Source organism: Streptomyces canus (assembly GCF_030815415.1).
GTDB classification, from domain to species: Bacteria; Actinomycetota; Actinomycetes; order Streptomycetales; family Streptomycetaceae; genus Streptomyces; species Streptomyces canus_F.
Window position 1 is genome coordinate 9,433,763 of the sequence record NZ_JAUSWW010000001.1, and the last position, 18,793, is coordinate 9,452,555.

Consider the following 18,793-nt stretch of genomic DNA (forward strand, 5'->3'; position numbering starts at 1 on the left):
GATGCTGTCATCCAGGAGACGGCCGGCGCTTCTGTCATGTGACCGGTCGTGCGACGCCGAGCTGGCAAAATGAGACGTTAACGGCGGCGGGTGGGAGCGGTACTTCATGGAATTCGGTGGCTCGGGCGGCCTCGGTGACGTCGAGGCCGGGCAGGAGCACACCCCCTTGCTCCTGGGCCGGGACCGTGAACTGTCGCGGATCACGCGCCTGATCGACGCGCTCGACGGCGACAGTCCTCGCGTGCTCGTGCTCACCGGAGAGCCCGGAGCGGGAAAGAGCACCCTGATGGACCGGGCCGCCGCGCGGGCCACCGAGCGCGGCCTGCGCGTGCTGCGGGTACGGGGCTGCGAGGGGGAACAGGATCTCGGCTTCGCCGGGATGCATCAGCTGCTGTACCCCGTGCTGGGCGGAATCGAGCGGCTTCCCGCCCGCCAGCGCGATGCCCTGCGCCACGCGCTGGCCATGGAGACGGCCGACGCGACGACCGCGTCCGACCCGCTGTCGATCAGGACCGCGGTGCTGACGCTGCTCCTGGAGACGTCGCGACAGCGCCCGCTCCTGATCGCTGTCGACGACGCCCAGTGGCTGGACGTGAGCTCGCTGGATGTACTGGCTTTCGTCGCCCGGCGACTTGACGGGGAACGCGCCGCCCTGCTGCTGGCGGCACGCGACGAAGCCGTGCCGGCCCGCTTCGACCGGGACTTCCCGCATCTGACCGCCGGTCCACTGGACCGGGCCGCCGCCGGGCTGTTGCTGGACGCGCAGCCGACGCCACCGCGCGGCCGAATACGCGCCCGGATCATCGAGCAGGCGGCGGGAAATCCCCTCGCCCTGATCGAGCTCACCCGAGCCTTCGCCCGGGACCCGGGCGGCCGCGACCTCGCCGCCGTCGATTCGCTGCCTCTGACCGCCCGTCTCGAGCGCCTGTTCGCCGCCGACCTGCCCGCACTGCCACCAGCGACCCGACGAGCCCTGCTGCTGGCGGCGGCCGCGGGCACCGCACAACTGACGGACCTCCCGGACGTGGGCGGACCGGAAGTGTGGGAACCCGCCGAGCAGGCGGGGCTGGTGCGTGTCGAGGGCGGCCAGGTACGGCTGCGCCACCCCCTGGTGCGCTCCGCCGTCCACCAGGCGGCCTCCTTCGCCGAACGCCGCGAAGCCCACCTCACCCTCGCCGCCGCCCTCGCCCGCGAACCCGACCGCCGCGCCTGGCACCTCGCCGCGGCCGCCCTCGGCCCGGACGAGGACATCGCCCGCGTGCTGGCCGAGAGCGCGCGACGCTTCCGGCACCGCGGCGGACACGCGGCCGCGGCGACCGCCCTGGAACGCGCCGCGGAGCTCACCCCCGACCCGCCGGAACGCGCCCGCCGCCTGCTCGCCGCAGCCGAGTCGGCCATGTACGCGGGGCATCCGCAGTGGGTGGGGGAGATCGCGGGCCGCGTCACCACGCTGACCGACGATCCCCGACTCCTCGCCGAGGCCTCCCTGCGCGCCGGCTGGTCCCTCGCGGTGACGCTGCGGCACGACGACGCCGTGGCCCATCTGCTCCCGGTGGCCGAATCGATGGCCACCCCGGCACCGGCCCTCGCCCTGAGCGCCCTGGGAACGGCCGCTGCCCCGGCGTACAACTCGGGCGATCCGCGCTACCGGCACGAGATCCAGCGGATCGACGGTCTGATCGCATCGCAGCCGAACGAGAGCGACCGCGTCTGGCCGCGGGCGGCGACCCATCCCTTCACGGACCGGCCCCAGGCACTGAAGAACCTCGCCCACGCGGTCGACACCCTGCCGGACGACTCGGACCGCACGCTGTCCGGACTCGTCACACTCGGCGGCGCGGCCTGGATCCTGGACGAGACCGACGAAGCCGTCCGTCTCCTCGGCCAGGCCATGGACCACCTGCGACAGGCCGCCACCGCGGGCGTCAACTGCACCGTCGCACAGGCTCTGGCGCTCGCGTGCTTCGAGAGCGGAGCATGGGACGCGGCGCTGGGAGCCGCCGAGAACGCCTTCTGGACGGCGACGGAGGCGGGCGCCGACAACGTCAGCGTCGGATCACCACTGCTGCAGGCCACCGTACGAGCCGCCCGCGGCGACCACGACGGTGCACGCGCCCAGGTGCGGGACGCCGTCCGCGACCGGGACCTGCGCAAGGCCCGCAGCCTGTACGTACGTCACCGGCACGCGCTCGCGCTGGCCGCCCTGGCGGAGGGCGACCACGAGACGGCGTACGGCCAACTGCGCCGTACCTTCACCGACGAAGCCCGCCCGGCCCCCGTCCACTACCACGCCTCCTTGTATTACCTCGCCGATCTCGCCGCCGCGGCCGTCCGCGCCGGCCGGACGGACGACGCCCGCACCGTGCTCGACGCGGCGGAACGCGCCCTTGAACGGCCGCGCTCCGCCCGCCTCGCCGCGATCGTGCACCGCGCCCGGGCCCTGCTGAGCGCACCCGAGGCCGCCGAGCCGCACTTCCGCGCGGCGACCGGCGCCGCGGCGGCCGCGAGCTGGCCCTTCGAACACGCCCTGGCCCACCTCGACTTCGCCGAGTGGCTACGCCGCCGCCGACGCACCGCCGAGGCACGTCCCCTGCTGGTCACCGCCCTCGAGACCTTCGAACGACTGGGCGCGCGCCCCTGGACCGAGCGGGCCACGGCGGAACTCCGCGCCGCGGGCGTGACCGCGACGCCGGCCGCCGCACCCGACGTCGTCGCCGACCTGACACCCCAAGAGCTGCAGATCGCCCGGCTGGCGGCCGAGGGCCTCACCAACCGCGAGATCGGTGCGCGGCTCTATCTCTCACCGCGCACCATCGGCTTCCACCTGCACAAGATCTTCCCCAAGCTCGGCATCACCGCCCGCGCCCAACTGCGCGACGTCGACGGGGTGTGAGGCCGAGCGACTACCCCGCCTTCGGTGGTCTCCTCGGCGCGGAGGCGTGCCGGAATCAGGGCAGCCGGAGCCGGCGAGGACGGTCCCAGCCGGACGCGGCGAGGATGACGGCCGCCGCGCCGGTGCCGAGCACGGCGCCCGCGATCACGTCGCCCGGATAGTGCACACCGGTGTGGACACGGGAGTAGCCGACGGCACAGGCGAGCAGACCCAGCGGAAGCGTGGCGGCGGGGAAAGCGGGGCCCACGGCGGCCGCGAAGGCGACCGCCGAGGCGGTGTGGCCGGAGGGGAAAGAGGCGGACGCGGGCATGGGCACGTGCCGTCCGGGAAAGGGCGAGTCCTCGGCCCGATGGGGCCGGGGCCGGCGTACCAGCTGCTTGCCGAGCAGATTCGCCCCGGCCGAGGCGACACCGATGGCCGCGACGCCCAGGGCCGCGGCACGGCGGGGCCGACCGGGGCACAGTGCCAGCAGCCCGGCGACCGCGAACGAGATCTTGGAGTGGTCCGCCGCCGCGGACAGCCGTCGCAGGGCGTGGTCCAGGGTCGGAGTGTCGGTGATCTTCACTGCCTCGTACAGCGCCTGGTCGAGGGCGGCGAGATCACGCAACAGCGCTCGGGGGGCGCCGTCATGGCGCTGCGGGCGGTCAGACATCACTCTGCTCCTGCGTCGTGCGGGTGGATGGGGGAGTTCGGTCGAGGGCGAGGTGGACGATGTGCCGCCAGTCCACGGACGGAGCTGTGTAGGACGCGCCGGGCCGGTGCCGGGGCACCCGGACCCGCAGGACTCCGGGACGGACCGTGCACACGACCGGCGGGGCCAGGGTCAGCGCCTCACCGTCGACGGCCACGGCGATGAGGTCGGCGTCAGCCGTGACGGTCACCTGACGTGCGGTCAGCGAGGTGATGCCGCTGGCCCGTTCGCCCCGCAACGCCAGTTCGGCGGCCTGGGCGGCACCCTCGATCCGGACGGCGAGCACTCCGAGCCGGCCGGCGTCGAGGCGTTCTCTGCGCCCGGCGCCGAGCGGGTCGGCCAGGGCGTAGGGGTTGTTGCTCACCAACAGGGCCTGCGGGACCGGTAGTCGCTCGCCGTCGGCCTGGGCCTCCAGCTTCGCCGCGGCCTCGCCGAGCAGCAGGTCCGGCAGCTGGTCGAGGACGGTGATCGCCTTGGCGTCGCGGTAGTCGGGGCTCTGCACGATCTCGGCGTACGCCCCGAAGGAGACCGTGTTGACGAACGGTAGCCCGGCCACGTCGCCCAGATCCACGCGGAGTTCCACACCGTCGGACAGTGCGTCGAGGCCACCGGCGGGGTCGGCGCGGTCCAGGCCCAGGTCCATCGCGAAGTGGTTGCGGGTCCCGGCGGCCAGGACCATGAACGGTACGTCGTGGGCGGCGGCCACCTCCGCCACCAGGGCCTGCGTGCCGTCGCCACCGGCCACACCGAGCAGATCCGCGCCGTCCGCGACGGCTTGGCGGGCGAGCGCCGCCGGGTCGGGGCGGGTGTCGAGGTCGAGCAGGATCACCCGGGCGCCGAGCGCCTCCGCCCGCTCCACCAGTCCGTGCCGGCCGACCTTCCCGCCTCCGGAACGCGGATTCATGATCAGCACCGGTCGGCCGGGCGGCCGGACGGAACGCGAGCGCATGCCGTGCGGCCTGCGCCGACGGCGCAACGCACTCCTGGCACAGGCCAGCGCCGCCACCCACGCCCCCAGTGCCGCCACCGCGACGAGCCACAGACCTGAGACGGCGTACAGGACGAGCACGCCCACCGGAGCACCCACGGCCAGGAGAGCGCCGCACACACGCGCCAGCCCCCGGTGCGCAAGCGCCCACCACAGACCCGCGCCGGCCACTCCCAGCCCGCCAAGGCCCAGCAGCAGTACCGGCAGTTGGCCCGCGCCCGCCACCACGGACGCGACGGCACCCGCCACACACAGCAGGGCGAGTCTGGCCAGAGCGCGCGCCCGTTTGTCGGAGCCGTCGGGCTCCGTGACGTGCGTCGAGCGGACCGTGTTCATGGCGCTCCAGCGAGTCGGGTGGTCGGAGCCATTCTCTCCTCGCACGGTCCGGATACTGCGTCGTGTCCGCCATGGGCCTCGCCAAGATCGACGGCCCCACGATCTTAGGGGGCATACCCCCTGTTCCGAGCTGGTGCTGCCCCCACCGCGAATCGGCCGCCAGCCCGAGTGACCCCGCTGAGGCGCGTGCATAGCTTCTGACACGACAGAACCGACAGCACCGACAGAGGGGAAGGGGAACCAGCAGTGATCCGGACAGCCCGCGCACCGCGGCCACCGCAAGCACCTCACATACCGCAAGGCGCTTCGGGAACGGCGAGAAGGGCCACCCTGGGCCTGGCCGCCACCACTCTCGCCGTGGCCGCGTTACCCGTGACGGGCCTCCCGGCACAGGCGGCCTCCGACCCCCTCGCCCGCTACCACCACCAGCGCCTCGACTGGAAAAGCTGTGTGCTCGGCCCGGACGACGCGACCGGCAAGGAGCTCGAGCAGGCGGGCGCCCGGTGCACCGACGTGACCGTGCCGTTGGACTACGGTGTCCCCGACGGCCGTACGATCACCGTCGCGATCTCCCGGATCCGCGCCACCGACACCGCCCGCCGCGTCGGCCCGCTGCTGATCAACGGCGGCGGCCCCGGCGGGCAGACGCTCGGCGACCCGCCGTGGGTGAGCAAGGCGATGAAGGACGTCGCGGCACGGTACGACGTGGTGGGCGTGGACCCCCGTTTTGTGGGCCGCAGCACCCCGCTGGACTGCGAGTGGCCGACCGGCTCCGCGTTCCGCAGCGCGGGCGTCGACCGCGCCGGGTTCGACCGCGTGGCGGCCTTCTCCGAGGACCTCGCGCAGCTCTGCCGGCGGCACGAGGGCGCTGTGCTGCCGTTCGTCACCACCCGCAACACCGCGCGCGACATGGACGTCGTCCGCGCCGCGCTCGGCGAGCGGCGGATCTCCTATCTCGGGTACTCGTACGGCAGTTACCTCGGCGAGGTGTACGCCACGATGTTCCCCCGCCGCACCGACCGGGTCGTCCTGGACGGTGTCCTGGACCCGGCCCGGTACGGTCCCCGGCTGCTGAAGGGCACCGAGAAGGCCAACCGCCGCGCGCTGGAGGGCTGGGCCTCGTGGGCCGCCGCCCGGGACACCACGTACGGTCTGGGCCGTACCCGTGGCGCGGTGCTGGCCGCCGTGGACCGTGTCCAGGCCGCCGCGGCCCGCACCCCGCTGCGGCTCGGTGACTACGCGGTGGACGAGCACGTCATGCCCCTTGTCGTCTTCAACGGCCTCTCACAGGACAACGACGCCGCCTACGGGGACTTCGCTCAAGGGATGCGGGACCTGCTGCGCGCGGCGGACCGGCAGCCGGTGACCCCTTCCCCGTGGCTCGCCGAGGTCCTCGGGTTCGAGCTGACCGGCACCGACTCCCACTACGGCAGCGTCCAGTCCGCGATCCTGTGCGGGGACGCCGCGGCCCCGCGGGACCCGGAGGTGTACTGGCGTGACGTCCAGCGGGCCCGCGCGAAGGACCCGCTGCTCGGGGCCGTGACGTACAACCTCAGCCCCTGCACCTTCTGGGACCGGCCCCGCGAGCGTCCGACCAGCATCCGGGACGACCTCCCGGCCCTGCTCGTCAACGCCACCGGCGACCCGCGCACCACCTATGAGGGCGCCACAGCGGTGCGGCGGATGTGGCCCTCCTCGCGCCTGGTCACCCTGCGCGGGGCCGACCAGCACGCGGTGTACGGCGTCCACGGCACCCCGTGCGTCGACGCCACCGTCAACGCCTATCTCGCCACCGGCCGACTCCCGGCCACGGACGTCACCTGCGACGCGCCCGCCCGGTGAGTGCCGGCCCGCGCACGCGGTGACCGGGGTGCGGCCGAAGGTCACGTTCGGCCGCGGGTGGCCGGGCTCACGGGGAGCCCGGCCACCTGTGCTGTGTGCGCGGCGGCTACGGGGCCATCTCGTACGCGCCGGCCAGCGCCTCGACCCGCTGCCAGACTCGCTCCGTGCGTGCCGTGTCGACGACCGGTCGGCGGACCGAGCTCAGGGCCCACTCCTGCTGCTCTTCGGTTGCCGAGTCCTTGCCGTGCAGTTCGACGGCGTGTCCGGAGAAGTCCCGCACGAGGACGGCGAAGAGTTCGTCGAGCACGTCCGCGTCGAGTCCGGTCAGGGCGGCCTGCTCCAGGACGAGCTGGCCGTGCACGACGAGCGCGAAGAGCTGACCGATGGACAGGACGAGGTCGAGGTCGCGGCTCTGCTCGGCGTCGGGTCCCGCCGTGGCGACGAACTCGCAGAGCGCGTCGGCCTGTTCGCGCAGGCGGGCGACGTTGGGCAGATGCGCGTACGCGTCGAAGGCGGGGCGCCAGTCGTGGAAGCGCACCGAACCCAGACCGCGGGCCGGACCTTGCCGGAACAGGAAGTCGTCGTCGGCCGCGTCGAGGCGGGTCGGCACGCTCGAGTACTCGGCCGGGGCGAGGAGGTGGCTGCGCAGGAACTTCAGGATCAGCGCCAGGTTGACGTGGACCGTGCCCTCCAGCTTGGGCAGGCCGCGGATCTCCACGGCCGCCTGGCCGAAGTAGTTGTCCTTCTCGAAGCCCTTGGCGGCGATCACGTCCCACATCAGGTCGATGACCTTCTCGCCCTCCGTGGTCACCTTCATCTTCGTCATCGGGTTGAAGAGCAGGTAGCGGCGGTCGTCGGGGCCGGCGGAGCGGAAGTAGTCGACGGCGCGGTCGCTGAACAGCTTCATGCCGACGAGCCGGACGTACGCGTCGGTCAGCTCGCGGCGCACGTGCGGGAAGGCGGTGACGGGGCGGCCGTAGAGGACGCGGTGGTGGGCGTGGGTGACGGCCTCGTACATCGCGTGTTCGCAGATGCCGATGGAGGCGGTGCACAGGTTGAACTTGCCGACGTTGACCGTGTTGAGTGCGGCGTCGAAGGCGGCGCGGCCGGTGTGCAGGACGTCGTCGGCCGTGACGGGGTAGTCCTCCAGGCGGAACTCGCTGACGAACTTCGACGAGTCGACGACGTTCTTGACCAGGTGGTAGTTCGGGTGACGGCTGTCGGCGGCGAAGAACACGTAGCCGTCGGGGCCCTCGACGTCGGTGCGGCGGCCGAAGACGGAGACGAGTCCGGCGGCGTTGCCGTTGCCGATGTAGTACTTGGAGCCGGTGGCGCGGAAGCCGCCGTCGCCGTCGGGCGCCAGGAGCATGTCGGTGGAGTAGATGTCGGCGCCGTGGGCCTTCTCGGACAGGCCGAACGCGAACACCTCTCCCTGGTCGAGGAGTTCCGCGGCGCGGTCGCGGGCCGCGGTGTTCTCGCTCTGCCAGACCGGGCCGAGGCCGAGGATGGTGACCTGCCAGGCGTACCAGTAGTCCAGGCCGTAGAAGCCGAGGATCTCGTTGAGCGCGGCTATGCGGGCGGTGTCCCACCGCTTGTCCGGGGCTCCCTGCGGTGCGGCGGATGCCGGCGTCAGGAACGTGGCGAACAGGTTCTCCTTCGCGGCGAAGGCGAGGAAGTCCCCGAGCCAGGCGCGGGTCCGGTAGTCCTCGATCAGCTGTCGCTTCCCGCGCTCCTCGAACCAGTCGACGGTGGCACGCAGCAGGCGGCGTGTCTCGGGGTCGAAGTGCGCGGGGTCGTAGGTGCGCGGGTTGAAGAGCAGTTGGTCAGCCATGATGAGGGCCTCTTTCGGCGGGCGGACGGATGGGAATCATGAGGTGGGCGGCTGGAGGGGAGCGGCAGTGCGGGCGGCGGGTGCGGCGACGTCAGTGGTCCGGAGCGAACCGGGTCAGCGTGGTCAGCACGTCCTCCAGCCAGTCGATCATCATGCGCTCGTACGCGATGCCGCCGCGCAGTACGACGTGCTGGAGCTCTCGCTCCGCATCCAGCGGCTCCTGCGGAGCGGCCGCGCTCGCCTCGGGCCCGGTGAAGTCTCGCTCCTCGCCCGCGAGATAGTGCTCCAGCCGGGCTCGGTGCGCCTGCCGGTGCCGCTCCACCTCGTGGATCAGGGCGGCCGGGTCGTCGAAGGCGGCACCCCGGATCTTCACCGCCAGGTCGTGGCGGACACTGTCCGGCTCGATCGGATCGTGCAGCCACGAGGACAGCGCGGCCCGGCCGAGGTCGGCGACGGAGTACTCCTTCTTGTCCGGCCGGCCCTGCTGCGGGACGTCCCGGACGTCGACCCAGCCGTCGTTCTCCATACGCTTGAGGACGCGGTAGATCTGCTGGTGGGTCGCGGTCCAGAAGTAGCCGATGGACCGCTCGAAGCGCCGTGCCAGCTCATAGCCGGACCCCGGTTTCTCCAAGAGCGACACCAAGATCGCGTGTTCGAGCGCCATGACGCCGATCGTGCTATGCAACTCGTTGCATAGCAAGTCTCGCTCCTGCCGATGCGACGCGGCTCACTCTGTGCAGGGACCACGGAATGTCGCGCCGACGGTCGACGGACGAGCCGTTGTTGGCCATTCTTTGGGCTGCGGTCGACGCTTTGGAGGCGGTGATGCGTGTGAACGACGAGACTCGCGGCGTCTCCTCGGCCCGCACCGACACGGCAGCCCACCGTGCCCTCGCGCACGGTCGTGAACTGTTGCGCGACGGACCCGTGGCGGATGCCTGCTCGGCGCTGCTGCGTGCCGCCGCAGGGCTGCGCGAGACGGACCCGCCGCTGGCTCGCCGCGCCCTGCTGGCAGCGGCATCGGCGGCCTGGGCTGCCGGTGACCACGACAGTTACCGACGCGTCTTCACGGTGGGCCCCTGCCCTACCTGCGGAGCCGGCAGCGAGTCCACGCTCTGTGCCGAGGGATGCCCCGAGGCCGCTTGGAGGTCCCACCGCATCGGGATGAGCGCCATGGTGGAAGGGGACTTCCGACGTGCCCACGCGGTCCTGGAGGCGCGGTTGCGGCAGGTCACGACCCGGGCGGAGACGAACGAGCTCCGCGAGGCCGGCGAGGCGGCCCTCCTGCTGGGCCGGCTCCCCACCGCGCGCCGGCTCCTGGGCCTCGCCCTGGCGTCCGCGCGCTCGGCCGGAGCGGAGGCCAGGGTTCCGGGCATCCTGGCGCACCTCGCCTACGCGGAGCTGCGGGAGGGACGCCACCCCCAGGCCAGGGCCCACGCGGAGGAAGGAGTGGCACTCGCGCAGAGACTCGGTCAGCGCAATGTCGCCGCCGACCTGTCGGCCGTGCGTGCGCTCGTGCTGTCGATCGCGGGTGACCTGCCCACGGTCCGTGCGCGGATCGCGGACGTCCTGGCCGTCGCGCAACCCCATGGGCTGGCCCAGGCCGCGTTTCTCGCGGAGTGGGCCCAGGCGCGGGCGGAACTGGGGGCGGGCAAGGTCGAGCGGGCGGCCGCCCGGCTGGCTCCGCTGGTCCGGCCCGGGGCCCGGCAGGGCCACTTCGGGCTGTGGTTCCTTGCCGTGCCGTGCTTCGTCGAAGCCTGTGTCCTGTCCGGCCGGGCCCTCGATGCGACGGAGATGGTCGACCTGTTCGCCGTCTGGGCGGATCTCGGCGCCGACCCACAGGCTCCGGCGCAGTTGGCGCGGTGCCGCGCTCTCGTCGCGCCCGCGGACCGGAGCGAGGAGCTGTACCGCAGCGCGCTCGCTCACCATGAGCAGGCATCCGGCCCGTATGAACACGCGCGCACCCAGCTGGCCTTCGGCATGTGGCTGCGCCGCCGACGCCGGCCCACCGAGGCACGCACGCAGTTGCGTGATGCGCTGATGGGTTTCGAACGCTGCGGTGCGGCGCTGTGGGCCGGGCGGGCCGGCGCGGAGCTGCGGGCGGCGGGCGAGGTGGCCGGGACCGGCGAGGCGGGGGTGTTGTCCTCGCTCACACCGCAGCAGGTACGCATCGCACGGGATGTGGCGCGCGGGTCGACGAACAAGGAGATCGCCGCGGAGCTGTCCATCAGCATCCGGACCGTCGAGTACCACCTGCGCAACGTGTTCACGCAGCTGGGTGTCCGCTCGCGCACCGGCCTCGCGCATCTGATGGCGAACGTCGGCGAGGACCAGGGCCGGGCAGAGCCGGGACCGATCTGATGTCCGTGCGCCGGTGTGACCGGTGATCTCCACGGTGCGACGCGGTGCGGGTGCGTGCCCTGTGGCATGACTGGTGATTCCACTGATGACTGACTTTTGGTCAGCTCCTACGTTGTTCCCCGCCGGATGACTCGTGTCACGTCCTCGGGTACGACGCCCTTCACGCGGCGGACGATGCCTGGCCCGAGGACGCCGGAACCCTCACTCTCGAAGGAGCCGCCATGAGTGACGAGCCAGAGACCTCCCGTTCCGCGCAGACCCCGCACCGCCACCACCGACGCCGCCGTTCCGGGCGCTTCGCCTCCGGCGTCGCCACGGCCGCCGCGCTCATCGGCCTGCTGACCTCGCAGACCGGTGGAGCCCAGGCGGCCGAGAACCCGTACGAGCGGGGCCCCGCACCCACCACGGCGAGCATCGAGGCCGCCCGCGGCCCCTACGCCGTCTCGGAGACCAGCGTGTCGCGACTCGCTGTGAGCGGCTTCGGCGGCGGCACCATCTACTACCCGACAAGCACCGCCGACGGCACGTTCGGAGCGATCGCGGTGTCACCGGGGTACACCGCCTACCAGTCCTCCATCGCCTGGCTCGGCCCGCGACTCGCCTCCCAGGGCTTCGTCGTCTTCACGATCGACACCCTGACCACCTCCGACCAACCGGCCAGCCGCGGCACACAGTTGCTGGCCGCACTGGACTACCTGGTGGACCGCAGCACGGTCCGGGGCCGCGTCGACGCCGGGCGCCTGGGAGTGATGGGCCACTCCATGGGCGGCGGCGGCACCATCGAAGCGGCCAAGTCCCGTCCCTCGCTCCAGGCCGCCATCCCGTTGACCGGCTGGAACCTGGACAAGACCTGGCCGGAGGTCAGGACTCCCACCCTTGTCGTCGGCGCCGACGGAGACACCATCGCGCCAGTGGCGACCCACTCCGAGCCGTTCTACGCGAGCCTGCCCTCCGCCACCGACCGCGCCTACCTCGAACTGCGGGGCGCGACCCACTTCACCCCGAACACGTCCAACACGACGATCGCGAAGTACAGCATTTCCTGGCTGAAGCGGTTCATCGACAACGACACCCGCTACGAGCAGTTCCTGTGCCCGTTGCCGGCCGTCAGCCTCACGATCGCCGAGTCCCGCGGCAACTGCCCGCACACCTCCTGACACCTGGAACGCCGGGATCACCGCCTGACGCACACCGCTCAGAGGGACAGCACCGCGCGCACCCTGTTACCACCCCCGCCGAGCGGATCCACATCGAGGCGCTCCGCCAGGCACCGCACCATGGCGAGACCTCGTCCGCTCTCGCCCCAGGCCGTCAGCGGTCGCACGCGTGGCCTGCCGGGGCTGCCGTCGTAGACCTCGACGGTCACCCGGGTGCCGGAGATCTGCAGACACAGGCGGCAGGCGCCGCCGTGCCGGGTGGCATTGGTGACCAGCTCGGAGACGACGAGCGTCGCGTCGTCGATGTGTGAGGCGTCGAGCCCCGTCACCCCGAGGCCTGGCCGGGCGAGGAAGCGCGCGGTCAGCCTCCGTGCCCGGCCCGCCGATTCTGCCTGGTCGGGCAGTAGGTACTCGACTCGTACGGAACGCCGATGGGTACGCCGACGCGTACGCATGGCGGATCACTTCCCCTCCTTGGACGACCGTCCCCCGTGGCCGCTTCCCGGGCCGTGCATGTCCGGCCCGGCCGGGCCTGTCCTTGCGTGATGCCCTGTGCTGGTGATCGCCAACCGGGATCCGGTGCGTCGGGGTTTCCCGGACCCGGGGATCAGGCGCCTGGTGCCGAGGGGATCCCGTCCTCGTCCGCCAGGAGCGCGGTCGCGGTACGGCGCAGCGCGGGATCGGCCGCGGCCGCCATCAGCCGTGCGGCCGCGGCCGCCTCGGTCCCGGGCGGGACGACCAGCAGGTCCCAGTGGCCGACGCCGTAGGAGAAGAGCCGGATGGTGTGCGGGTCGAACCCGGACGTGAGCCAGGCGGCCTTCACCGTGCGGCCGGCGACGGGCAGGTCGCACGGCGCCTGCGTCCACGTGTCGCGGTGTGCGGTCAGCCGCGTGACACGTCCCCGCGCGGTGTCGAACGCCTGGATGAGAGCCGGGAGTTCGGCCGGCAGGTCGTCGGAACGGGGCCACCAGGCGCCGCTCACCGGGCCGTGCGGAAAGGTCGGCGGGCGCAGGGTGAGCCGAAGGAGGGCGGGCAAGGCCCGGTCGGGCGCGGCGCGTTGACCGGTGGGCGCGTTCATGTCGCGGTCCCTGTCCCCGGGCAGCGATTCGACCGCCCGGTGGTCGTGGTGCGCCGAGAACGACGCCGACGACGAGCCGGCGCACGAAGAACTCCCGGTTTCGCTCACGCTACTCCGCCCCGGCGGGGCGGCGGGGCGGGCCGTCCAGGACCCTCGTCCGGGGGCGTGGACGACCCGGTGGACGCCTACGCGCGCAGCAACCGCTGGGTGATCTCCCGGTACTGCCTCAGCGCGAGCCGGAGTTCGGTGGAGTCCGTCTCGGGGTCCCGGTTCTGCCAGTCGGCACGGAGGGCCTCTCGGTGTTCCGAAAGGGCCTTGGCGAGCTGGGCGGCGGCCTCGTCGAAGGCGGCCTCGGCCTCCTCGAGCGCCTCGCGCGGGGCATCCGCGAAGGTGTTGACGGCGTGTCCGAGACGCCGGACGATCTCCTCCCGCCTCTCCGCCGGGAGCAGGGGCTCAGGGCCCGGGGTGCGGCGTCCGGCGCGGCCCGGGGTCTGGTCCGCGGGCTGTTGGGCGCGTGTCTGGTCGTACATCGTCGTGTGTACCGCTTCCGTCGTGTCGGGGCACCACCTGCGCCGTGCTGCCAGTCAACGTCCGGCGAGGGTCCGTGTCAACGCGGTGCGGGTGCGGGCGCGCCCCGGCGGAGGCCGCCGACAGGTGCGTGCCGGGCTCTTCCGTCCGTATGGGGAGTACCTTGGGAAGAACGAGGGTGTTTTGTGCCTACCGGACAGGTCGTCTTGAGCACGCCACCCACCCATCAGGGGCAGCCCGTGACCCCGGCCGCACCTCCGTCCCAGCGGCCTTCGTAAGGTCAAGGAGCCCCTTCCATGTCACCCAGCCCCACCGCGCCTGTTTCCCCGGCCCCGCCGGACACCGCCCCGCCACCCCAGGCCTACGACGGGATGTCCCCCTTCCCGTCGGACGGCCCGGCGCCCGCGCGCGGCGGCGGGGAGCGACTGTACGTCACGGTGACGGCGCTGATCGTCGTCCTGCCGTTCGTGGCGTTAGGCCTGGTCGGCTGGCTGCTGTGGGGGAGCCTCATCCATCCCGCGGACATCGTCCTCGCGCTGGTCCTCTACACGATCACGGGCCTCGGAGTCACGGTCGGCTTCCATCGCGGCCTCACCCACGGCGGCTACCGGGCGAACCGGCCGGTGCGGATCGCACTCGCGGTGGCCGGTTCGATGAGCTTCCAGGGCGACGTCATCGGCTGGGTCGCCACGCACCGCCGCCACCACGCCTTCACCGACCGGCCCGGTGACCCGCACTCCCCGTACCGCTACGGCACGCATCTGCGCGGCCAGTTGCGAGGGCTGCTGCACGCGCACATCGGCTGGCTGTTCCGCAACGACCGTACGCCGCCGGAGCGTTACGCCCCCGACCTCCTGGCCGACCGAGACATCCGCGCCGTCGACCGCGCCTTCCCGGCGCTGTGCGCGCTCACCCTCGCCCTGCCGTTCGGCGCCGGCTGGCTCATCGGCGGGACCTGGGTGCACGCGCTGACGGCCCTGCTGTGGGCGGGATTCATCCGCATAGCGCTCCTCCACCACGTCACCTGGAGCGTCAACTCCCTGTGCCACCTGATCGGTGAGCGCCCGTTCCGCACCCGGCGCCACGACCGCGCCACCAACCTGTGGCCGCTCGCCCTGCTCTCCTTCGGGGAGAGCTGGCACAACCTCCATCACGCCGACCCCACCAGCGCCCGGCACGGCGTCGACCGCGGCCAGATCGACCCGTCGGCCGCCGTCATCCGCCTCTTCGAGCGGCTCGGATGGGTGCACGACGTGCGCTGGCCGAGTCCGGATCGCGTCGCCGCCCGCCGCGTCTGACACCGACCACTCGCCCGCGCAAGGCAGTTGGCAGGAGATCTCATGACCACAGCACTGCAGCCCCCGCTGCCCTCCCTTCCCGTCCTGCGCCTGCGCCTGGCGCCGCGCGGAGGTATGCCCCGGCCCATCGACGGAGCGTGGTGGCCCCGTTCGTACGACCTGCTCGCCGAACTTCCCCAGCTGCTCGCGGGGTTGCCCCGCGCGTGGGGTCACATCACCAGCGCCACGGTCAACGGAACGACATGGTCCGCGGTACCCGGCCGGATGCTGGTCTTCAACCAAGTCGTACGACTGAGCAGGTCTCTCACGGCGTCCGCCCCGCACACCATCGTCCTGCTCGCCCCCGGCCGGGGGCGCTGGGATCTGCTCGTCGTGCCTCCGGACACGACCGAGGCGGCCGCGGAACCGCTCATGGCGGCCGCGGTCGTCGATCAGGTCTGACCGGTCGGCATCGGAGACGTACGGCGGTCAGCTGTTCCGCTTCCCGGACCGGTCCGTTCGGCCTGTCCGGGGAGTAGGCTGAAGGTACCGAGGATATTCCGCGCACCGGCTTCCACGCCGTGTCGTTTTCGGCGATCGAATATGCCGGGCCGGTCGTAGCCGGCCCGGGGCAGGGTCCGCGTCATGACTGCGACCGTCTCCTCCTCGCCGACACTCGAAGCCGATCACCGGTCCTCCGTGTCCTCCTCGCCCCCTCTGCGTCTGTCGCTGGCGCCGGCCGGTTCCGCACCGGCTCTGCTGGACGGCGCTTGGTGGCCCCGCTCCCACGATCTCGTGGCGGAGCTCCCCTCCCTGACCGCGGTACTGGACCCGTTGTGGGGCCGGATCACCCGGGTCACGGTGAACCCCACCCACTGGCCGGTCATCCCGCGCAAGGTGCCCGTCGCCGGGCATGTGGTGAAGGTGGGCTGGTTCGCGAACGAGCAGGACCCGAACGAACTGCTGCTGCTCTCGTACCGCATGGGCCGCTGGAATCTTCTGGTGATCCCGCCGAGGACGCCGGCCGGCACGGCCGCCTGGCTGATGGCCGCCGCGAGCGACCCGCTGCGCACATCGACCGCGAGCCGGTTGATGGAGGAGGCCGCGAGCCTGCGGACGGTGTACGAGGACGACCGGACCGTGCAAGCGGTCTGGGACTCCGAAGGCGGACACGAGGCCCGCGACCCGGCCGTACGCCCACGGATCCCGGCCGTGACCGCCGGGCTGCCGCATCAGCCGACGGGGCGGTGAGGGCCATGGACATGTTCGTGACCGTGGCCGTGATCGTGGCGATGACTGTCCTCGGGGTCCTCCTCATTCACCTGCTCAACTCGCAGCACAGCAGCGGCGTTTCCGCCTTCCACTACGGCCGCTCCGGGATGCCCGTCCCGGGACCGGCCTCGAGGGTGCCGCGGAAGGCCCGCGCGGGGCTCCGCCTCAGGCGCCGTACCCGCAAGGCGACGGAGTGAGCCCACGTTCCTTGCGTTCTCCCAGCTCGCCACCGAGGCCGGAACGATCCTCCAACTGCACTATCCGCCAAGGATGTTGGCCCGCATCATCGAGATCGTCGGCGCCTGTTTCCTGCTCCACGAGCTTCACGCCGCGCCCGCCACGGGGTGAGGCAGGGCTGCGGAGCCGCCGGCCCCTGCACTCGACCACGCAAAACGCTCGGCCGGGAAATCCCGGCCGAGCGTCTGTGTGAACTGTTCGGGGTCCGAACGTGCTGGTCAGCCGGCTTCGGTGATCCGCCACCGCTGGTTGGAACCGGAGTTGGCCTGCCATGTCGTGACGGCCGCGCCCTCGTTCGTCGCCTGGCCGCCGACCTCCAGCAGCCGTCCGGTCGCCTGGTTCACCAGCGTCCATGTGCCGTCGCCCGTGGTCGACAGGATCCACTCGGTCGCCGGGTCCCGCTCACCCGTGTCGGCCTCGATCACCGGCACGTTGTCCCGCACGGCGAGCCGCTTGTCCTCGGCCGGGTTGGCGAAGACGTAGCGCGCACGGTTGCTGCCCTTCTTGCCGTACTTCGCCTCCAGCCGCCACTCCTGCGCGACCGTGCCGTTGGCCGAGTTGATGGTCAGGCTCGTACCGTTCGCACCGACCGTCACCGCCTTGCCGCTCTGCACACCGGTCAGGGTGTAGGACGTGCCCTTGCTGAACAGGCTCGAGTCCTTCGCGACTCCGGAGACGCCCTTGATGGCGAACGAGGTCACGGACTGCGCGGGGACGGTGAACGTCGCCTTGGAGTCGACGACCCGGACCGGGGCCTGCTTCACGAGCTTGCCCGCGGCGTCGGTGATGGTCGGGGTGACGGTCGCGTCACGCTTGATCTTCCCGAACTTCGACAGGTCGATCGTCACCGCGCGCGGCGCGGTCGTGGAGTTGACGTGGACCAGCGAGGCGCCCTTGCCGTCCTTCGTCACCGCGGCGGCGCTGGAGGTGTCGTCCACCTTGACCAGGCTGTCGCCGGGCTTGATGAAGTGCGTGAAGTTGCGGGCCGTGTCGAACTTCGTGTTCGTGTAGATCGGGCAGGACTTCAGGGTGTCGGCCGACGTGCAGCTGAACGGCAGCTGGATGGAACCCCAGTTGCCGCCCTTGGCGGACTCGCCGCCCGGCTTCATGTTGTCGTAGTCCTCGACCGGCTGCCAGAACACCCAGGCCGTGGGCTCCAGTTCGCGTAGGTCGTTCACCATCTGCTGCGCCAGGCCCAGCCCGGGGCGCATGTCGGTGAAGCTCTGCCCGTCGCCCCAGTCGCCCTCGACCTCGCTCATCCACAGCGGCTTGTCGGCCGCCTTGGCCAGGTCACGGACCGTGGTGCGCTGACCGGTGCCGTAGGTGTGGACGTTCATCTGGTCGACGAGGTCCTTGGACGCCTGTGCGTAGGAGTTCCAGTTGGTCGCGAACAGGCCGGGGTTGGTCTCGTCCATCGCCGATATCTCAGCCTTGACCTTGGCCTTCTTCAGCGCGGGCGCCAGCGCGGCCAGCACCTTCTCCTGCATCGCGGGGCCGATGTGCGCACCCTCCTGACGGCCGCCCACCGGCTCGCCGTTCGCATCCAGACGGGTGCCCCAGTAACCGGTGTTCGGCTCGTTGAACGGGTCGACCGTGTCGACCTTGATGCCCTCGGACTTCTCCAGCCGCTTCGTCACCCCGGCGACGTAGGCGGCGAAGTCGTCGACCGAACTCTCCTTGAGCTGCTCGGCGTTGGCGTTGAACCCGCCCGAGACATAGCCGCTCTCGGTCATGAACCACGGCGGGGAGTTCGAGAACGTCTCCCAGTGGGTGATGTCCTTCTTGATGCGATCGACCCACCAGCGCTGTGTGGCGTCGGCCTTGCCGTTCCAGTCGGCGGAGTCGTCGGCGCTCCACCAGTCGGTGTCGGTGCGGGTCGTGCCCGCAGGCGCCTTCCACCAGCCCTCGACCGCGCCACCGGCACGCAGGTAGTCCTTCACGTCGGGGGCGTTGCCGCCGCCGATGTTGTAGCGCGCGATGTTCAGCGCCAGACCGTCGTCGCCGAAGAGCAGATCGGCGAGCTTCTCGCGGATCTCCTTCGGGTAGTCGCCGGTGGCGTTGGCGAACCAGACCAGGCTGGTGCCCCAGCCCTCGAACTTGTCCTGCTTGTACGACGGATCGGGCCGGACGGTGACCGACGCGGTGACCGTGTCGGCCTGCGCGAGCGGCGCGGGCACGGAGAGCAGTGCCGCTCCGGTCGCCAGCGCGGTCATCGTCGCGGCCCCGAGAAGCCGTCTGCTGCGGGTGAGTCCTGCCATCGTGTGCTCCCAGCTTCATAGGTGGAAACGCTGCGGTGGTCCCT

Annotated in this window: 16 protein-coding genes; 8 read left to right on the forward strand and 8 right to left on the reverse strand. The window is 71.9% G+C overall.

Annotation, left to right across the window (positions count from 1 at the left end):
• The first annotated feature begins 106 nt into the window (after window positions 1–106).
• Window positions 107–2,893 (forward strand): ATP-binding protein, encoded by a 2,787-nt coding sequence (locus QF037_RS43795; protein ID WP_307035224.1) that lies wholly within the window; start codon window positions 107–109, stop codon window positions 2,891–2,893.
• A 55-nt stretch (window positions 2,894–2,948) separates the two neighbouring features.
• Here QF037_RS43795 and QF037_RS43800 read toward each other — a convergent pair whose 3' ends face one another.
• Together QF037_RS43800 and QF037_RS43805 are read right to left on the reverse strand one after the other, a co-directional pair.
• Window positions 2,949–3,545: a phosphatase PAP2 family protein gene (locus tag QF037_RS43800; RefSeq protein WP_307035226.1), complete on the reverse strand. Its 597-nt coding sequence runs from the start codon at window positions 3,543–3,545 to the stop codon at window positions 2,949–2,951.
• Window positions 3,538–4,908: a diacylglycerol/lipid kinase family protein gene (locus QF037_RS43805; protein WP_307037677.1), complete on the reverse strand. Its 1,371-nt coding sequence runs from the start codon at window positions 4,906–4,908 to the stop codon at window positions 3,538–3,540. Before QF037_RS43805 ends, QF037_RS43800 begins: the two co-directional genes overlap by 8 nt.
• Before the next feature lie 357 nt (window positions 4,909–5,265).
• On the opposite strand from QF037_RS43805, the gene QF037_RS43810 reads away from it, so the two are divergent.
• Window positions 5,266–6,750, forward strand: a complete 1,485-nt coding sequence (locus QF037_RS43810; protein ID WP_307035229.1) for an alpha/beta hydrolase — start codon at window positions 5,266–5,268, stop codon at window positions 6,748–6,750.
• A gap of 106 nt (window positions 6,751–6,856) precedes the next feature.
• On the opposite strand, the gene QF037_RS43815 is transcribed toward QF037_RS43810, so the two are convergent.
• Together QF037_RS43815 and QF037_RS43820 are read right to left on the reverse strand one after the other, a co-directional pair.
• On the reverse strand, window positions 6,857–8,581 hold the full coding sequence (locus QF037_RS43815) for an acyl-CoA dehydrogenase family protein (RefSeq protein ID WP_307035231.1): 1,725 nt from the start codon (window positions 8,579–8,581) through the stop codon (window positions 6,857–6,859).
• Between the two features lie 91 nt (window positions 8,582–8,672).
• Window positions 8,673–9,245 carry a PadR family transcriptional regulator gene (locus QF037_RS43820; RefSeq protein ID WP_307035233.1) on the reverse strand — a complete coding sequence of 191 codons (573 nt, stop codon included), beginning with the start codon at window positions 9,243–9,245 and terminating at the stop codon, window positions 8,673–8,675.
• A gap of 167 nt (window positions 9,246–9,412) precedes the next feature.
• On the opposite strand from QF037_RS43820, the gene QF037_RS43825 reads away from it, so the two are divergent.
• Both QF037_RS43825 and bdeA read left to right on the forward strand, forming a co-directional pair.
• On the forward strand, window positions 9,413–10,942 hold the full coding sequence (locus QF037_RS43825) for a LuxR family transcriptional regulator (protein ID WP_307035235.1): 1,530 nt from the start codon (window positions 9,413–9,415) through the stop codon (window positions 10,940–10,942).
• A 221-nt stretch (window positions 10,943–11,163) separates the two neighbouring features.
• The gene (gene bdeA / locus QF037_RS43830) at window positions 11,164–12,099 is read left to right on the forward strand and encodes a bis(hydroxyethyl) terephthalate hydrolase (protein WP_307035238.1); all 936 of its coding nucleotides are present in this window, start codon (window positions 11,164–11,166) and stop codon (window positions 12,097–12,099) included.
• A gap of 38 nt (window positions 12,100–12,137) precedes the next feature.
• Here the strand turns inward: bdeA and QF037_RS43835 are convergent, their stop codons facing one another.
• The 3 genes from QF037_RS43835 to QF037_RS43845 form a co-directional block, all read right to left on the reverse strand.
• On the reverse strand, window positions 12,138–12,554 hold the full coding sequence (locus QF037_RS43835) for an ATP-binding protein (protein WP_307035239.1): 417 nt from the start codon (window positions 12,552–12,554) through the stop codon (window positions 12,138–12,140).
• A 152-nt stretch (window positions 12,555–12,706) separates the two neighbouring features.
• Window positions 12,707–13,177 (reverse strand): DUF5994 family protein, encoded by a 471-nt coding sequence (locus QF037_RS43840; RefSeq protein ID WP_307035241.1) that lies wholly within the window; start codon window positions 13,175–13,177, stop codon window positions 12,707–12,709.
• A 185-nt stretch (window positions 13,178–13,362) separates the two neighbouring features.
• Window positions 13,363–13,707: a hypothetical protein gene (locus QF037_RS43845; RefSeq protein ID WP_307035243.1), complete on the reverse strand. Its 345-nt coding sequence runs from the start codon at window positions 13,705–13,707 to the stop codon at window positions 13,363–13,365.
• Between the two features lie 294 nt (window positions 13,708–14,001).
• Here QF037_RS43845 and QF037_RS43850 point away from each other — a divergent pair, with 294 nt between their 5' ends.
• The 4 genes from QF037_RS43850 to QF037_RS43865 all read left to right on the forward strand — a co-directional run bounded on the left by QF037_RS43850 (window position 14,002) and on the right by QF037_RS43865 (window position 16,451).
• The gene (locus QF037_RS43850; RefSeq protein ID WP_307035245.1) at window positions 14,002–15,003 is read left to right on the forward strand and encodes an acyl-CoA desaturase; all 1,002 of its coding nucleotides are present in this window, start codon (window positions 14,002–14,004) and stop codon (window positions 15,001–15,003) included.
• 42 nt (window positions 15,004–15,045) lie between these two features.
• Window positions 15,046–15,444, forward strand: a complete 399-nt coding sequence (locus QF037_RS43855) for a DUF5994 family protein (RefSeq protein ID WP_307035247.1) — start codon at window positions 15,046–15,048, stop codon at window positions 15,442–15,444.
• 183 nt (window positions 15,445–15,627) lie between these two features.
• Window positions 15,628–16,233, forward strand: coding sequence for a DUF5994 family protein (locus tag QF037_RS43860; RefSeq protein WP_307035249.1), 606 nt, complete (start codon window positions 15,628–15,630; stop codon window positions 16,231–16,233).
• Between the two features lie 5 nt (window positions 16,234–16,238).
• Window positions 16,239–16,451 (forward strand): hypothetical protein, encoded by a 213-nt coding sequence (locus tag QF037_RS43865; protein ID WP_307035251.1) that lies wholly within the window; start codon window positions 16,239–16,241, stop codon window positions 16,449–16,451.
• A 258-nt stretch (window positions 16,452–16,709) separates the two neighbouring features.
• Here QF037_RS43865 and QF037_RS43870 read toward each other — a convergent pair whose 3' ends face one another.
• A complete protein-coding gene (locus QF037_RS43870) occupies window positions 16,710–18,749 on the reverse strand; it encodes a glycoside hydrolase (RefSeq protein WP_307035253.1) in 2,040 nt (679 codons plus the stop codon).
• Window positions 18,750–18,793: the final 44 nt, after the last annotated feature.

Bases quoted from the DNA above. Each gene is read 5' to 3' on its own strand.
- QF037_RS43795 (WP_307035224.1), top strand. From the start codon at position 107: ATGGAATTCGGTGGCTCGGGCGGCCTCGGTGACGTCGAGGCCGGGCAG.
- QF037_RS43800 (WP_307035226.1), bottom strand. From the start codon at position 3,545: ATGTCTGACCGCCCGCAGCGCCATGACGGCGCCCCCCGAGCGCTGTTG.
- QF037_RS43805 (WP_307037677.1), bottom strand. From the start codon at position 4,908: ATGAACACGGTCCGCTCGACGCACGTCACGGAGCCCGACGGCTCCGAC.
- QF037_RS43815 (WP_307035231.1), bottom strand. From the start codon at position 8,581: ATGGCTGACCAACTGCTCTTCAACCCGCGCACCTACGACCCCGCGCAC.
- QF037_RS43820 (WP_307035233.1), bottom strand. From the start codon at position 9,245: ATGGCGCTCGAACACGCGATCTTGGTGTCGCTCTTGGAGAAACCGGGG.
- bdeA (WP_307035238.1), top strand. From the start codon at position 11,164: ATGAGTGACGAGCCAGAGACCTCCCGTTCCGCGCAGACCCCGCACCGC.
- QF037_RS43835 (WP_307035239.1), bottom strand. From the start codon at position 12,554: ATGCGTACGCGTCGGCGTACCCATCGGCGTTCCGTACGAGTCGAGTAC.
- QF037_RS43840 (WP_307035241.1), bottom strand. From the start codon at position 13,177: ATGAACGCGCCCACCGGTCAACGCGCCGCGCCCGACCGGGCCTTGCCC.
- QF037_RS43845 (WP_307035243.1), bottom strand. From the start codon at position 13,707: ATGTACGACCAGACACGCGCCCAACAGCCCGCGGACCAGACCCCGGGC.
- QF037_RS43850 (WP_307035245.1), top strand. From the start codon at position 14,002: ATGTCACCCAGCCCCACCGCGCCTGTTTCCCCGGCCCCGCCGGACACC.
- QF037_RS43855 (WP_307035247.1), top strand. From the start codon at position 15,046: ATGACCACAGCACTGCAGCCCCCGCTGCCCTCCCTTCCCGTCCTGCGC.
- QF037_RS43860 (WP_307035249.1), top strand. From the start codon at position 15,628: ATGACTGCGACCGTCTCCTCCTCGCCGACACTCGAAGCCGATCACCGG.
- QF037_RS43865 (WP_307035251.1), top strand. From the start codon at position 16,239: ATGGACATGTTCGTGACCGTGGCCGTGATCGTGGCGATGACTGTCCTC.
- QF037_RS43870 (WP_307035253.1), bottom strand. From the start codon at position 18,749: ATGGCAGGACTCACCCGCAGCAGACGGCTTCTCGGGGCCGCGACGATG.